23 protein-coding genes are annotated in these 12,884 nt (G+C 54.2%); all 23 read right to left on the bottom strand.

The window, feature by feature from the left end; all coding sequences use genetic code 11:
- Positions 1-3 precede the first annotated feature (3 nt).
- Positions 4-180: a 50S ribosomal protein L30 gene (gene rpmD / locus KL786_RS17860; RefSeq protein WP_003176408.1), complete on the bottom strand. Its 177-nt coding sequence runs from the start codon at positions 178-180 to the stop codon at positions 4-6.
- 2 nt (positions 181-182) lie between these two features.
- A complete protein-coding gene (gene rpsE, locus KL786_RS17865; protein WP_003186035.1) occupies positions 183-683 on the bottom strand; it encodes a 30S ribosomal protein S5 in 501 nt (166 codons plus the stop codon).
- 3 nt (positions 684-686) lie between these two features.
- Positions 687-1,037 (bottom strand): 50S ribosomal protein L18, encoded by a 351-nt coding sequence (gene rplR, locus KL786_RS17870; protein WP_003186037.1) that lies wholly within the window; start codon positions 1,035-1,037, stop codon positions 687-689.
- Between the two features lie 10 nt (positions 1,038-1,047).
- Complete coding sequence (gene rplF, locus KL786_RS17875; protein WP_003176412.1) at positions 1,048-1,581, bottom strand: 50S ribosomal protein L6; 534 nt, start codon at positions 1,579-1,581, stop codon at positions 1,048-1,050.
- A gap of 12 nt (positions 1,582-1,593) precedes the next feature.
- Positions 1,594-1,986 carry a 30S ribosomal protein S8 gene (rpsH, locus tag KL786_RS17880; RefSeq protein ID WP_017848802.1) on the bottom strand — a complete coding sequence of 131 codons (393 nt, stop codon included), beginning with the start codon at positions 1,984-1,986 and terminating at the stop codon, positions 1,594-1,596.
- Between the two features lie 208 nt (positions 1,987-2,194).
- Positions 2,195-2,500, bottom strand: a complete 306-nt coding sequence (gene rpsN / locus KL786_RS17885; protein WP_159955817.1) for a 30S ribosomal protein S14 — start codon at positions 2,498-2,500, stop codon at positions 2,195-2,197.
- A gap of 13 nt (positions 2,501-2,513) precedes the next feature.
- A complete protein-coding gene (gene rplE, locus KL786_RS17890) occupies positions 2,514-3,053 on the bottom strand; it encodes a 50S ribosomal protein L5 (RefSeq protein WP_003210069.1) in 540 nt (179 codons plus the stop codon).
- 22 nt (positions 3,054-3,075) lie between these two features.
- Positions 3,076-3,390 (bottom strand): 50S ribosomal protein L24, encoded by a 315-nt coding sequence (gene rplX / locus KL786_RS17895; RefSeq protein WP_029299388.1) that lies wholly within the window; start codon positions 3,388-3,390, stop codon positions 3,076-3,078.
- Positions 3,391-3,401: 11 nt separating this feature from the next.
- On the bottom strand, positions 3,402-3,770 hold the full coding sequence (gene rplN / locus KL786_RS17900) for a 50S ribosomal protein L14 (RefSeq protein WP_002555479.1): 369 nt from the start codon (positions 3,768-3,770) through the stop codon (positions 3,402-3,404).
- Between the two features lie 23 nt (positions 3,771-3,793).
- Positions 3,794-4,060 carry a 30S ribosomal protein S17 gene (gene rpsQ, locus KL786_RS17905; protein WP_003176419.1) on the bottom strand — a complete coding sequence of 89 codons (267 nt, stop codon included), beginning with the start codon at positions 4,058-4,060 and terminating at the stop codon, positions 3,794-3,796.
- A 2-nt stretch (positions 4,061-4,062) separates the two neighbouring features.
- Positions 4,063-4,254 (bottom strand): 50S ribosomal protein L29, encoded by a 192-nt coding sequence (rpmC, locus tag KL786_RS17910; RefSeq protein WP_002555481.1) that lies wholly within the window; start codon positions 4,252-4,254, stop codon positions 4,063-4,065.
- The gene (rplP, locus tag KL786_RS17915; protein WP_003232424.1) at positions 4,254-4,667 is read right to left on the bottom strand and encodes a 50S ribosomal protein L16; all 414 of its coding nucleotides are present in this window, start codon (positions 4,665-4,667) and stop codon (positions 4,254-4,256) included. The genes rpmC and rplP overlap by 1 nt, the downstream gene beginning before the upstream one ends.
- 12 nt (positions 4,668-4,679) lie before the next feature.
- Positions 4,680-5,366: a 30S ribosomal protein S3 gene (gene rpsC / locus KL786_RS17920; protein ID WP_003176422.1), complete on the bottom strand. Its 687-nt coding sequence runs from the start codon at positions 5,364-5,366 to the stop codon at positions 4,680-4,682.
- A 13-nt stretch (positions 5,367-5,379) separates the two neighbouring features.
- Positions 5,380-5,712 carry a 50S ribosomal protein L22 gene (rplV, locus tag KL786_RS17925; protein ID WP_003103908.1) on the bottom strand — a complete coding sequence of 111 codons (333 nt, stop codon included), beginning with the start codon at positions 5,710-5,712 and terminating at the stop codon, positions 5,380-5,382.
- Positions 5,713-5,723: 11 nt separating this feature from the next.
- On the bottom strand, positions 5,724-5,999 hold the full coding sequence (gene rpsS, locus KL786_RS17930; protein WP_002555486.1) for a 30S ribosomal protein S19: 276 nt from the start codon (positions 5,997-5,999) through the stop codon (positions 5,724-5,726).
- Between the two features lie 16 nt (positions 6,000-6,015).
- On the bottom strand, positions 6,016-6,840 hold the full coding sequence (gene rplB, locus KL786_RS17935; RefSeq protein ID WP_003176423.1) for a 50S ribosomal protein L2: 825 nt from the start codon (positions 6,838-6,840) through the stop codon (positions 6,016-6,018).
- Between the two features lie 14 nt (positions 6,841-6,854).
- Positions 6,855-7,154 (bottom strand): 50S ribosomal protein L23, encoded by a 300-nt coding sequence (gene rplW / locus KL786_RS17940; RefSeq protein WP_002555488.1) that lies wholly within the window; start codon positions 7,152-7,154, stop codon positions 6,855-6,857.
- Positions 7,151-7,753, bottom strand: a complete 603-nt coding sequence (gene rplD, locus KL786_RS17945; RefSeq protein WP_029299292.1) for a 50S ribosomal protein L4 — start codon at positions 7,751-7,753, stop codon at positions 7,151-7,153. Before rplD ends, rplW begins: the two co-directional genes overlap by 4 nt.
- A 12-nt stretch (positions 7,754-7,765) precedes the next feature.
- Complete coding sequence (gene rplC, locus KL786_RS17950) at positions 7,766-8,401, bottom strand: 50S ribosomal protein L3 (RefSeq protein ID WP_003194649.1); 636 nt, start codon at positions 8,399-8,401, stop codon at positions 7,766-7,768.
- Between the two features lie 81 nt (positions 8,402-8,482).
- Positions 8,483-8,794: a 30S ribosomal protein S10 gene (gene rpsJ, locus KL786_RS17955; protein ID WP_003186070.1), complete on the bottom strand. Its 312-nt coding sequence runs from the start codon at positions 8,792-8,794 to the stop codon at positions 8,483-8,485.
- A gap of 158 nt (positions 8,795-8,952) precedes the next feature.
- A complete protein-coding gene (gene tuf / locus KL786_RS17960) occupies positions 8,953-10,146 on the bottom strand; it encodes an elongation factor Tu (protein WP_003176426.1) in 1,194 nt (397 codons plus the stop codon).
- Positions 10,147-10,176: 30 nt separating this feature from the next.
- Positions 10,177-12,282, bottom strand: coding sequence for an elongation factor G (gene fusA / locus KL786_RS17965; RefSeq protein ID WP_003232412.1), 2,106 nt, complete (start codon positions 12,280-12,282; stop codon positions 10,177-10,179).
- A gap of 30 nt (positions 12,283-12,312) precedes the next feature.
- Positions 12,313-12,783, bottom strand: a complete 471-nt coding sequence (gene rpsG / locus KL786_RS17970) for a 30S ribosomal protein S7 (protein WP_002555493.1) — start codon at positions 12,781-12,783, stop codon at positions 12,313-12,315.
- Between the last annotated feature and the right edge of the window lie 101 nt (positions 12,784-12,884).

Below are 12,884 nucleotides of genomic sequence, written 5' to 3' on the forward strand. Positions count from 1 at the left end.
CGATTAACCCTCGACACGCAGCATGTAGTAAGCCTTGTTGATCATCCCGCGATTCTCGGGAGTATCCTGGACTTCTACAGTGTGACCGATGCGACGCAGACCCAAACCCTTAACGCACAATTTGTGGTTAGGGATGCGGCCGGTCATGCTTTTGATCAGCGTTACTTTAACGGTAGCCATGATCAGAAGATCTCCTTGACGCTTTTGCCACGCTTGGCGGCAATGGATTCAGGAGACTGCATAGCCTTCAAACCCTTGAAAGTGGCGTGAACCACGTTTACCGGGTTAGTCGAGCCGTAGCACTTGGCCAGAACGTTCTGAACGCCAGCAACTTCGAGGACAGCACGCATAGCGCCGCCAGCGATGATACCGGTACCTTCAGAAGCAGGCTGCATGTACACCTTCGAAGCGCCATGGGCAGACTTCATTGCGTACTGCAGGGTGGTGCCGTTCAGGTCAACTTGGATCATGTTGCGACGAGCAGCTTCCATTGCCTTCTGGATCGCAGCAGGCACTTCACGCGACTTGCCACGGCCGAAGCCAACACGGCCCTTACCATCACCAACCACGGTCAACGCGGTGAAGGTGAAGATACGGCCGCCTTTAACGGTCTTGGCTACGCGGTTAACTTGAACCAGCTTCTCAATGTAGCCTTCGTCGCGCTTTTGGTCGTTATTTGACATAACTTAGAACTCCAGCCCAGCTTCACGAGCAGCATCAGCCAGCGCTTTAACGCGGCCGTGGTACTTGAAGCCAGAGCGGTCGAAAGCCACTTGCGAGACGCCAGCGGCCTTAGCACGCGTAGCGACCAGCTGGCCAACCTTAGTGGCCGCGTCGATGTTGCCAGTGGCACCATCACGCAGTTCTTTATCCAAAGTCGAGGCGCTTGCCAGGACTTTGTTGCCGTCGGCCGAGATGACCTGGGCGTAGATGTGCTGCGACGAGCGGAACACGCAGAGACGCACGACTTCGAGTTCGTGCATTTTCAGGCGTGCTTTGCGAGCGCGACGCAGTCGAGTAACTTTTTTGTCGGTCATTTGCTATGCCCTACTTCTTCTTGGCTTCTTTACGACGGACGACTTCGTCCGCGTAGCGCACACCTTTGCCTTTGTACGGCTCTGGTGGACGGAAGTCGCGGATCTCGGCAGCCACTTGACCTACCAGCTGCTTATCGATGCCCTTGATCAGGATATCGGTCTGGCTAGGAGTTTCAGCGGTGATGCCTTCCGGCAGTTCGTAATCCACTGGGTGCGAGAAGCCAAGGGCCAGGTTCAAAACCGTGCCTTTTGCTTGCGCTTTGTAACCAACACCGACCAGCTGGAGCTTACGCTCGAAGCCTTGGCTTACGCCTTGGACCATGTTGTTTACCAACGCACGCGTGGTACCGGCCATTGCGCGAGTTTGTTGATCGCCATTGCGAGCAGCGAAACGCAGCTCACCAGCTTCTTCAACGATCTCAACGGACGAATGGATGTTCAGTTCAAGAGTACCCTTGGCACCCTTCACCGAAAGCTGTTGGCCTGCGAATTTTACTTCGACACCGGCTGGCAGCTTAACGGGGTTCTTAGCGACGCGAGACATGCTTATCCCCCCTTAGAACACAGTGCAAAGAACTTCGCCGCCGACACCGGCAGCGCGCGCAGCACGATCCGTCATCACACCTTTGTTGGTGGAGACGATAGACACACCGAGACCGCCACGAACTTTCGGCAGATCTTCAACGGACTTGTACTGACGCAGGCCTGGACGGCTAACGCGCTTCACTTCCTCGATGACCGGACGGCCTTCGAAGTACTTCAGCTCGATGGACAGCAGTGGCTTGATTTCGCTGCTGATCTGATAACCCGCAATGTAGCCTTCGTCTTTCAGGACTTTGGCAACAGCTACCTTCAACGTGGAAGATGGCATGCTTACGACGGACTTTTCAGCCATCTGGGCATTACGGATACGAGTTAGCATGTCCGCTAACGGGTCCTGCATACTCATGGGCTAGACGCTCCTAATACAAAAAAATTAGCCTTGCGGCTACATATGTCACCGAGAATCTCCGGGCATAAAACACACGGGCTCAGGCGAGCCGCGTATTTTAGACACACTGCGGAAATGAAACAAGCCCCAAAAGGGGCTTGTTCCAGATTCTAGGCCACCGGTGGTCAGTATCTTGCGATCCTGACCACCTGGACTTCGAAAGTACTTACCAGCTGGCTTTAACCAGACCTGGTACGTCACCACGCATTGCCGCTTCACGCAGTTTGTTACGGCCAAGGCCGAACTTGCGGTAAACGCCGTGTGGACGACCGGTCAGGCGGCAGCGGTTACGCATGCGCGCAGCGCTTGCGTCACGTGGCTGCTTCTGCAGAGCTACTGTAGCTTCCCAACGTGCTTCTGGACTTGCGTTCAGATCAACGATGATAGCTTTCAGTGCTGCACGCTTCTTGGCGTACTTGGCAACCGTGAGCTGACGCTTCAGCTCGCGGTTTTTCATGCTCATCTTGGCCATGGTCCTACTCCAATCAGTTGCGGAACGGGAATTTGAACGCACGCAGCAGAGCGCGGCCTTCATCATCGTTCTTGGCAGTGGTGGTCAGGGTGATGTCCAGACCGCGGAGAGCATCGATCTTGTCGTAGTCGATTTCCGGGAAGATGATCTGCTCTTTCACGCCCATGCTGTAGTTACCACGACCATCGAAGGACTTGGCATTCAGGCCGCGGAAGTCGCGAACCCGAGGCAGGGAGATCGACAGCAGACGATCCAGGAACTCGTACATACGCTCACGGCGCAGAGTCACTTTGACACCGATCGGCCAACCTTCACGGACTTTAAAGCCAGCGATGGATTTCCGAGCGTAAGTCACAACGACTTTTTGACCGGTGATCTTTTCCAGGTCAGCAACAGCGTGCTCGATGACTTTTTTGTCGCCGATCGCTTCGCCCAGACCCATGTTCAGGGTGATTTTGGTAACGCGCGGAACTTCCATCACGTTCGAAAGCTTAAGTTCTTCCTTAAGCTTCGGAGCGATTTCCTTCCGGTAAATCTCTTTTAGTCGTGCCATGGTCTTATCTACCTAGCAGTGTTCAAGCATCAACCGCTTTTTGGGTCGACTTGAAGACACGAATTTTCTTACCGTCTTCTACTTTGAAACCAACGCGGTCAGCCTTGTTGGTTTCGCCGTTGAAGATGGCGACGTTAGAAGCGTGCAATGGCGCTTCTTTCTCGACGATACCGCCCTGTACGCCCGACGCGGGGTTAGGCTTGGTATGACGCTTGACCAGGTTCAGACCACCAATGACCAGACGGTCATCAGCAAGAACCTTCAGCACCTTACCGCGCTTACCTTTGTCTTTGCCGGCGATCACGATGATCTCGTCGTCACGACGAATCTTTTGCATGTCGGATCTCCTTACAGCACTTCTGGGGCGAGCGAGACGATCTTCATGAACTTCTCAGTACGAAGTTCACGGGTCACTGGCCCAAAGATACGGGTGCCGATCGGCTCTTGCTTGTTGTTCAGAAGAACAGCAGCGTTGCCATCAAAGCGGATAATGGAGCCATCAGCACGGCGTACGCCGTGACGAGTGCGGACTACAACAGCAGTCATCACTTGGCCTTTTTTCACTTTACCGCGAGGAATTGCTTCCTTGACGGTAACTTTGATGATGTCACCGATACCAGCGTAACGACGATGGGAGCCACCCAGCACCTTGATGCACATAACACGGCGAGCGCCGCTGTTATCGGCCACATCGAGCATGGATTGAGTCTGAATCATATAATTTCTCCGACCCCTAGTCCTTAGACTTCCACAGCGCGTTCGAGAACATCAACCAGTGCCCAAGACTTGGTCTTGGCCAGCGGACGAGTTTCACGAATAGTGACTTTGTCGCCGATGTGGCACTGATTGGTTTCGTCGTGCGCGTGCAGCTTAGTCGAACGCTTAACATATTTACCGTAGATCGGGTGCTTAACGCGACGCTCGATCAAAACGGTGATGGTTTTGTCCATCTTGTCGCTGACAACACGGCCAGTCAGCGTACGGACAGTCTTTTCGGCTTCAGCCATGATCACTTACCTGCCTGCTGGTTGAGCACAGTCTTCACGCGAGCGATGTCACGCTTAACTTGCGAGAGCAGATGAGACTGCCCCAACTGGCCAGTTGCTTTCTGCATACGCAGATTGAACTGGTCGCGCAGCAGGCCGAGCAGTTGCTCGTTCAGCTGCTGTGCGGATTTTTCACGAAGTTCATTCGCTTTCATCACATCACCGTCCGTTTAACAAAGGCGGTGGCGAGCGGCAGCTTTGCAGCAGCCAGGGCAAAAGCCTCACGCGCCAGCTCTTCAGTTACACCCTCGATTTCATACAGGACTTTGCCTGGCTGAATCTGGGCTACCCAGTATTCCACGTTACCCTTACCTTTACCCATCCGAACCTCAAGAGGCTTTTTGGAGATCGGCTTGTCCGGGAATACACGGATCCAGATCTTGCCGCCACGTTTTACGTGACGGGTCAGTGCACGACGCGCTGACTCGATCTGACGAGCGGTGAGACGACCACGAGCTACAGACTTCAGCGCGAACTCGCCGAAGCTGACTTTGCTACCGCGCTGAGCCAGACCACGGTTGTGGCCTGTCATCTGCTTGCGGAACTTCGTACGCTTAGGTTGCAACATTTGGCGTACCCCTTACTTAGCAGCTTTTTTACGAGGCGCTGGTGCTTGTGGTTTCAGTTCTTCTTGGCGACCACCAATTACTTCGCCTTTGAAGATCCAAACCTTTACACCGATCACACCGTAAGTGGTGTGAGCTTCGTAGTTGGCATAGTCGATGTCGGCACGCAGGGTGTGCAACGGCACACGACCTTCGCGATACCATTCAGTACGTGCGATTTCAGCACCGCCGAGACGACCGCTCACTTGGATTTTGATGCCCTTGGCACCAATACGCATGGCGTTTTGCACGGCGCGCTTCATAGCACGACGGAACATTACGCGGCGCTCCAGCTGCTGAGCTACGCTCTGCGCAACCAGCATACCGTCGAGCTCCGGCTTGCGGATCTCTTCGATATTGATGTGCACAGGCACACCCATTTGCTTGGTCAGGTCCTGACGCAGTTTCTCAACATCTTCACCTTTCTTCCCGATAACGATACCTGGACGAGCGGTGTGGATGGTGATACGTGCAGTTTGGGCCGGACGATGGATATCGATACGGCTTACGGACGCGCTTTTTAGTTTGTCTTGGAGATACTCACGCACCTTCAGATCAGCGAACAAATAGTCCGCATAAGTCCGACCGTCTGCGTACCAGACGGAGGTGTGCTCCTTGACGATTCCCAGGCGAATGCCAATGGGATGTACTTTCTGACCCATCTCTTCGACTCCGTTACTTGTCAGCAACCTTGACAGTGATATGGCAAGACCGCTTGACGATGCGATCAGCACGGCCTTTGGCACGCGGCATGATACGCTTCAGCGAACGCCCTTCGTTGACGAAAACGGTGCTGACCTTCAGGTCATCAACGTCTGCGCCTTCGTTATGCTCGGCGTTGGCTACGGCCGACTCCAGCACTTTCTTCATGATCTCGGCGGCTTTCTTACTGCTGAAAGCCAACAGGTTGAGCGCTTCGCCCACCTTCTTCCCGCGGATCTGGTCGGCGACCAAGCGGGCTTTCTGGGCGGAGATTCGAGCGCCCGACAACTTAGCGGCTACTTCCATTTCCTAACCCCTTAACGCTTGGCTTTCTTGTCTGCCACGTGCCCACGGTAAGTGCGGGTACCGGCAAACTCGCCCAGTTTGTGGCCGACCATGTCTTCGTTAACGAGAACTGGGACGTGTTGGCGACCGTTGTGTACTGCGATGGTCAAACCGACCATTTGTGGCAGGATCATAGAACGGCGCGACCAGGTCTTAACTGGTTTGCGATCGTTCTTTTCCGCCGCCACTTCGATCTTCTTCAGTAGGTGAAGATCAATAAAAGGACCTTTTTTCAGAGAACGTGGCACTGTCGTATCCCTCTATTTACTTGCGACGACGGACGATCATTTTGTCGGTACGCTTATTACCACGAGTCTTCGCGCCCTTAGTCGGGAAGCCCCATGGCGATACCGGATGACGACCACCAGAGGTACGACCTTCACCACCACCGTGTGGGTGGTCAACCGGGTTCATGGCAACACCACGAACGGTTGGGCGAACGCCACGCCAGCGTTTGGCACCAGCTTTACCCAGCGAACGCAGGCTGTGCTCGGAGTTCGAGACTTCGCCCAGGGTCGCACGGCATTCAGCCAGTACTTTACGCATCTCACCAGAACGCAGACGCAGGGTCACGTAGACACCTTCACGAGCGATCAGCTGAGCCGAAGCACCAGCGGAACGAGCGATCTGCGCGCCTTTACCTGGCTTCAATTCGATGCCGTGTACGGTGCTACCAACTGGAATGTTACGCAGTTGCAGAGCGTTGCCCGGCTTGATCGGTGCCAGGGCACCTGCGATCAGCTGGTCGCCAGCACTCACGCCTTTAGGCGCGATGATGTAGCGACGCTCGCCATCTGCGTACAGCAGCAGAGCGATGTGAGCAGTACGGTTTGGATCGTATTCGATACGCTCGACAGTGGCAGAGATGCCATCTTTGTCGTTGCGACGGAAATCGACCAGACGATAATGCTGCTTATGGCCACCACCGATGTGACGAGTGGTAATACGACCATTGTTGTTACGACCACCAGTCTTCGATTTCTTCTCGAGCAGCGGTGCGTGAGGAGCGCCTTTATGCAGCTCCTGGTTGACCACCTTGACCACAAAACGGCGGCCAGGGGAAGTCGGTTTGCATTTAACGATTGCCATGATGCACCCCTTCCTTACTCAGCACTGCTGCTGAAATCGAGATCTTGGCCTGGCTGAAGGGAGATAACTGCCTTCTTCCAGTCATTACGCTTGCCCAGACCGCGAGCAGTGCGCTTGCTCTTACCCAGAACATTCAGGGTAGTAACACGCTCTACTTTCACGCTGAACAGGCTTTCGACGGCCTTCTTGATTTCCAGCTTGGTTGCGTCAGTTGCAACCTTGAAAACGAACTGGCCTTTCTTGTCAGCCAGAACCGTAGCCTTTTCGGAAACGTGCGGGCCAAGCAGAACTTTAAATACGCGTTCCTGGTTCATCCCAGCAGCTCCTCGAATTTCTTCACGGCCGACACGGTGATCAACACCTTGTCGTATGCGATCAGACTAACTGGATCGGAACCTTGCACGTCACGTACATCAACGTGTGGCAGGTTGCGAGCAGCCAGGTACAGGTTCTGATCAACAGCTTCGGACACGATCAGAACGTCGGTCAGATTCATGTTGTTCAGCTTGCCCAGCAGATCTTTGGTTTTCGGACCTTCAACAGCGAAGTCCTGAACCACGACCAGACGATCAGTACGCACGAGTTCAGCAAGGATGGAGCGCAGTGCTGCGCGATACATCTTCTTGTTGAGCTTCTGCGAGTGATCCTGCGGACGAGCTGCGAAAGTGGTACCACCGCCACGCCAGATTGGGCTACGGATAGTACCGGCACGAGCACGGCCAGTACCTTTCTGACGCCAAGGGCGCTTACCGCCACCACGAACGTCGGAACGGGTCTTTTGCTGCTTGCTACCTTGACGGCCGCCGGCCATGTAGGCCACGACTGCTTGGTGAACCAGCGTCTCGTTGAACTCGCCGCCAAACGTCAGTTCGGAAACTTCGATCGCTTGAGCGTCATTTACATTTAATTGCATGTCAGCTTCCCCTTAACCGCGAGCCTTGGCCGCTGGACGTACAACCAGGTTGCCGCCAGTAGCGCCAGGAACAGCACCCTTGACCAACAACAGATTGCGTTCAGCGTCGACGCGCACTACTTCGAGGGACTGCACGGTCACGCGCTCAGCGCCCATATGACCGGACATTTTTTTGCCCTTGAATACACGACCAGGAGTCTGGCACTGGCCAATAGAGCCCGGGACGCGGTGGGAAACGGAGTTACCGTGAGTGTTGTCTTGGCCACGGAAATTCCAACGCTTGATCGTACCCTGGAAGCCTTTACCCTTGGACTGACCGGTTACATCAACCAGTTGACCAGCGGCGAAGATTTCAGCGTTGATCAGATCGCCAGCCTGGTAGTCGCCGTCTTCAAGACGGAACTCCATAACAGTGCGACCAGCTGCAACGTTTGCTTTAGCGAAGTGACCTGCTTGAGCAGCAGTCACGCGCGAAGCACGACGCTCGCCGACAGTGACTTGCACTGCACGATAGCCATCGGTCTCTTCAGTTTTGAACTGGGTGACGCGATTCGGTTCGATCTCAATGACCGTGACCGGAATGGAGACACCTTCTTCGGTGAAAATACGGGTCATACCGCATTTACGACCGACTACACCAATAGTCATGTTGTAAACCTCATGAGTGTACGGGGCTTTCACCCGCTATGGCCGCCCATTTCAGAGCGTTACACGACTAAGACCCGAGTCTTAGCCGAGGCTGATCTGTACTTCCACACCGGCCGCCAGATCAAGCTTCATAAGTGCATCAACGGTTTTATCCGTTGGCTGGACGATGTCCAGAACGCGCTTATGAGTACGGATCTCGTACTGGTCACGCGCGTCTTTGTTGACGTGCGGGGAGACCAGAACGGTGAACCGCTCTTTGCGGGTAGGCAGTGGAATAGGACCACGCACTTGTGCCCCAGTACGTTTCGCGGTTTCCACGATTTCCTGGGTGGATTGGTCGATCAGGCGATGGTCAAAAGCCTTCAACCTGATACGGATTTGCTGATTTTGCATTGGATTTCAGACTCCGGCTGCTATTCCCAGCGAGCGCAATACGCCCGTTAAAAGGAGGCGCAATTCTATAGACGCCCCAGATAGGTGTCAACCCAATAAAAAAGGCCTCCGCTAAGCGGAGGCCTTCTCAAAAAACCGAGCTATCTCAGAAGAGATAATTACTCGATGATTTTAGCTACAACACCAGCACCAACGGTACGGCCGCCTTCACGAATTGCGAAGCGCAGACCGTCTTCCATAGCGATGGTCTTGATCAGGGTGACAACCATTTTGATGTTGTCGCCTGGCATTACCATTTCTACGCCTTCCGGCAGTTCGCAGTTACCGGTTACGTCGGTAGTACGGAAGTAGAACTGTGGACGGTAGCCTTTGAAGAACGGAGTGTGACGACCGCCTTCTTCTTTGCTCAGCACGTACACTTCAGCTTCGAACTTGGTGTGCGGCTTAACCGAACCCGGCTTAACCAGAACCTGGCCACGCTCAACGTCGTCACGCTTGGTACCACGCAGCAGAACGCCGCAGTTCTCGCCAGCACGACCTTCGTCGAGCAGCTTACGGAACATTTCAACACCGGTGCAGGTGGTGACGGTAGTGTCACGCAGACCAACGATTTCCAGTGGATCTTGAACCTTGACGATACCGCGCTCGATACGACCAGTTACAACAGTACCGCGACCGGAGATCGAGAATACGTCTTCGATTGGCATCAGGAACGGCTTGTCGATAACACGAACTGGATCTGGGATGTAGCTGTCCAGAGTCTCAACCAGTTTACGAACGGACGTGGTGCCCATTTCGTTATCGTCTTTGCCTTCCAGAGCCATACGAGCAGAACCGATGATGATCGGAGTGTCGTCGCCTGGGAAGTCGTAAGTGCTCAGCAGATCGCGCACTTCCATCTCAACCAGTTCCAGCAGCTCAGCGTCGTCTACCAGGTCAGCCTTGTTCAGGTAAACCACGATGTACGGAACGCCAACCTGACGGGACAGCAGGATGTGCTCACGGGTTTGTGGCATCGGACCATCAGCGGCCGAACAAACCAGGATAGCGCCGTCCATTTGAGCAGCACCGGTGATCATGTTCTTCACATAGTCAGCGTGACCTGGGCAGTCAACGTGAGCGTAGTGACGGATCAGCGAGTTGTATTCAACGTGCGCGGTGTTGATGGTGATACCACGAGCTTTTTCTTCTGGCGCGCTGTCGATTTTATCGAAATCAACGATTGCGGAACCGAATACTTCGGAGCAAACGCGAGTCAGAGCAGCAGTCAGAGTGGTTTTACCGTGGTCAACGTGACCGATGGTGCCAACGTTGACGTGCGGTAGGGAACGATCAAATTTTTCTTTAGCCACGACAATTAACTCCTTGCCTAAAGGACTGAATCAGCCTTGTTTTTTGGATACAGTTTCAGCGATATGCGCCGGAGCTGTGTTGTATTTTTTGAATTCCATAGAGTAGCTTGCGCGACCCTGGGACATGGAGCGAACGTCGGTCGCATAACCGAACATCTCACCCAACGGAACCTCGGCGCGAATCACTTTGCCGGAAACCGTGTCTTCCATACCCAAGATCATGCCGCGACGACGGTTAAGGTCGCCCATGACATCACCCATATAGTCTTCAGGTGTAACAACTTCTACCGCCATGATTGGCTCAAGCAACTCACCACCACCCTTCTGGGCCAGTTGCTTGGTTGCCATGGAAGCAGCCACCTTAAACGCCATCTCGTTGGAGTCGACGTCGTGGTAAGAACCGTCAAAAACGGTTGCTTTCAGGCCGATCAGCGGATAGCCGGCAACAACACCGTTCTTCATCTGCTCTTCGATGCCCTTCTGGATAGCAGGGATGTATTCCTTAGGAACCACACCACCTACCACTTCGTTCACGAATTGCAGACCTTCCTGACCTTCGTCAGCAGGAGCAAAACGGATCCAGCAGTGACCGAACTGACCACGACCGCCGGACTGACGAACGAACTTGCCTTCGATTTCACAGTTCTTCGTGATGCGCTCACGATAGGAAACCTGAGGCTTACCGATGTTGGCTTCGACGTTGAACTCACGGCGCATCCGGTCAACCAGGATGTCCAGGTGCAGCTCGCCCATGCCGGAGATGATCGTTTGACCAGTCTCTTCATCAGTCTTGACGCGGAAAGATGGATCTTCCTGAGCAAGTTTGCCCAGAGCGATACCCATTTTTTCCTGGTCATCCTTGGTCTTAGGCTCTACGGCAACCGAGATAACCGGCTCCGGGAAGTCCATGCGAACCAGGATGATTGGCTTGTCAGCGTTGCACAAGGTTTCACCAGTGGTGACGTCCTTCATGCCGATCAAGGCCGCGATGTCACCAGCGCGTACTTCCTTGATTTCTTCACGGGCGTTTGCGTGCATTTGCACCATACGACCCACGCGCTCTTTTTTACCTTTAACCGAGTTGATCACGCCGTCGCCGGAGTTCAACACGCCCGAGTAAACACGGACGAAGGTCAAGGTACCCACGAATGGGTCAGTGGCAATTTTAAATGCCAAAGCGGAGAACGGTTCTGCGTCGTCTGCATGACGCTCCAGCTCGATAGTCTCGTCATCCGGGTCAGTACCCTTGATGGCAGGAATATCAACTGGCGCTGGCAGGTAGTCGATCACAGCATCGAGAACCAGGGGAACGCCCTTGTTCTTGAACGAGGAACCGCAAACAGCCAAGACGATCTCACCAGCGATAGTACGCTGACGCAGAGCGGCCTTGATTTCCACGTTGGTGAGTTCTTCACCTTCGAGGTACTTGTTCATCAGCTCTTCGTTGGCTTCGGCCGCAGCTTCAACCATGTTGTTGCGCCATTCGTCAGCCAGTTCCTGCATATCAGCAGGGATTGGCTTGCGAACAGGAACCATACCTTTGTCAGCATCGTTCCAGTAAACAGCTTCCATGGTCAGCAGATCGATCTGCCCCTGGAAATTGTCTTCAGAACCGATGGCCAATTGGATTGGAACCGGGGTATGACCCAAACGCTGCTTGATCTGACCGATCACGCGCAGGAAGTTGGCACCAGCACGGTCCATCTTGTTTACGTAAACAAGACGTGGAACACCGTACTTGTTGGCTTGACGCCATACGGTTTCCGACTGAGGCTCAACACCCGAGGTACCGCAGAACACAACGACAGCGCCGTCGAGTACGCGCAGGGAACGTTCAACTTCAATGGTGAAGTCTACGTGGCCCGGGGTATCGATTACGTTGAAGCGGTGCTCATCTTTGTACTGCTTCTCGGAACCCTTCCAGAAGGCGGTAATAGCAGCAGAAGTAATGGTAATACCACGCTCCTGCTCCTGAACCATCCAGTCTGTGGTCGCGGCGCCATCATGCACCTCGCCCATCTTGTGACTTTTGCCGGTGTAAAACAGTACGCGCTCGGTGGTGGTGGTTTTACCAGCATCCACGTGAGCAACGATACCGATGTTACGGTAGCGGCTAATCGGAGTAGTACGAGCCATAAAGCCCTCGCAAAATTAGTGAAGCTAAGATTAGAAGCGGTAGTGCGAGAAAGCTTTGTTAGCTTCAGCCATACGGTGCACGTCTTCACGCTTCTTAACAGCAGCACCTTTACCTTCAGCAGCGTCCAACAGCTCGCCGGCCAAACGCAGAGCCATAGACTTCTCGCCGCGCTTACGGGCGAAGTCTACCAACCAGCGCATTGCCAGGGCGTTACGACGGGACGGGCGAACTTCAACCGGAACCTGGTAAGTAGCACCGCCTACACGGCGCGACTTCACTTCGACCAGCGGAGCGATGGCGTCGAGAGCTTTCTCGAAGATTTCCAGGGGGTCGCTGTTCTTGCGTTCTTTAACCTTTTCCAGCGCGCCATAAACGATACGCTCGGCAACGGCTTTCTTGCCGCTTTCCATCACGTGGTTCATGAACTTGGCCAGAATTTGGCTTCCGTATTTTGGATCGTCAAGCACTTCGCGCTTGGCTGCTACGCGTCTTCTTGGCATGGATAAGCCCTCAAACGGTCTTCAGGTTCGTTCGGAATCGGTGCCCTTGCGGGACGCCTCCGACCTTACTCTTATCGACTCAGAAAATAAGATGATTCAGT

The sequence above is a fragment of the Pseudomonas sp. TAE6080 genome (assembly GCF_018732265.1).
GTDB lineage: Bacteria > Pseudomonadota > Gammaproteobacteria > Pseudomonadales > Pseudomonadaceae > Aquipseudomonas > Aquipseudomonas brenneri.

Excerpts from the sequence above, each read along its gene's own strand:
- rpmD (WP_003176408.1), bottom strand. The coding sequence starts at position 180 with ATGGCTACCGTTAAAGTAACGCTGATCAAAAGCATGACCGGCCGCATC.
- rpsE (WP_003186035.1), bottom strand. The coding sequence starts at position 683 with ATGTCAAATAACGACCAAAAGCGCGACGAAGGCTACATTGAGAAGCTG.
- rplR (WP_003186037.1), bottom strand. The coding sequence starts at position 1,037 with ATGACCGACAAAAAAGTTACTCGACTGCGTCGCGCTCGCAAAGCACGC.
- rplF (WP_003176412.1), bottom strand. The coding sequence starts at position 1,581 with ATGTCTCGCGTCGCTAAGAACCCCGTTAAGCTGCCAGCCGGTGTCGAA.
- rpsH (WP_017848802.1), bottom strand. The coding sequence starts at position 1,986 with ATGAGTATGCAGGACCCGTTAGCGGACATGCTAACTCGTATCCGTAAT.
- rpsN (WP_159955817.1), bottom strand. The coding sequence starts at position 2,500 with ATGGCCAAGATGAGCATGAAAAACCGCGAGCTGAAGCGTCAGCTCACG.
- rplE (WP_003210069.1), bottom strand. The coding sequence starts at position 3,053 with ATGGCACGACTAAAAGAGATTTACCGGAAGGAAATCGCTCCGAAGCTT.
- rplX (WP_029299388.1), bottom strand. The coding sequence starts at position 3,390 with ATGCAAAAGATTCGTCGTGACGACGAGATCATCGTGATCGCCGGCAAA.
- rplN (WP_002555479.1), bottom strand. The coding sequence starts at position 3,770 with ATGATTCAGACTCAATCCATGCTCGATGTGGCCGATAACAGCGGCGCT.
- rpsQ (WP_003176419.1), bottom strand. The coding sequence starts at position 4,060 with ATGGCTGAAGCCGAAAAGACTGTCCGTACGCTGACTGGCCGTGTTGTC.
- rpmC (WP_002555481.1), bottom strand. The coding sequence starts at position 4,254 with ATGAAAGCGAATGAACTTCGTGAAAAATCCGCACAGCAGCTGAACGAG.
- rplP (WP_003232424.1), bottom strand. The coding sequence starts at position 4,667 with ATGTTGCAACCTAAGCGTACGAAGTTCCGCAAGCAGATGACAGGCCAC.
- rpsC (WP_003176422.1), bottom strand. The coding sequence starts at position 5,366 with ATGGGTCAGAAAGTACATCCCATTGGCATTCGCCTGGGAATCGTCAAG.
- rplV (WP_003103908.1), bottom strand. The coding sequence starts at position 5,712 with ATGGAAGTAGCCGCTAAGTTGTCGGGCGCTCGAATCTCCGCCCAGAAA.
- rplB (WP_003176423.1), bottom strand. The coding sequence starts at position 6,840 with ATGGCAATCGTTAAATGCAAACCGACTTCCCCTGGCCGCCGTTTTGTG.
- rplW (WP_002555488.1), bottom strand. The coding sequence starts at position 7,154 with ATGAACCAGGAACGCGTATTTAAAGTTCTGCTTGGCCCGCACGTTTCC.
- rplD (WP_029299292.1), bottom strand. The coding sequence starts at position 7,753 with ATGCAATTAAATGTAAATGACGCTCAAGCGATCGAAGTTTCCGAACTG.
- rplC (WP_003194649.1), bottom strand. The coding sequence starts at position 8,401 with ATGACTATTGGTGTAGTCGGTCGTAAATGCGGTATGACCCGTATTTTC.
- rpsJ (WP_003186070.1), bottom strand. The coding sequence starts at position 8,794 with ATGCAAAATCAGCAAATCCGTATCAGGTTGAAGGCTTTTGACCATCGC.
- fusA (WP_003232412.1), bottom strand. The coding sequence starts at position 12,282 with ATGGCTCGTACTACTCCGATTAGCCGCTACCGTAACATCGGTATCGTT.
- rpsG (WP_002555493.1), bottom strand. The coding sequence starts at position 12,783 with ATGCCAAGAAGACGCGTAGCAGCCAAGCGCGAAGTGCTTGACGATCCA.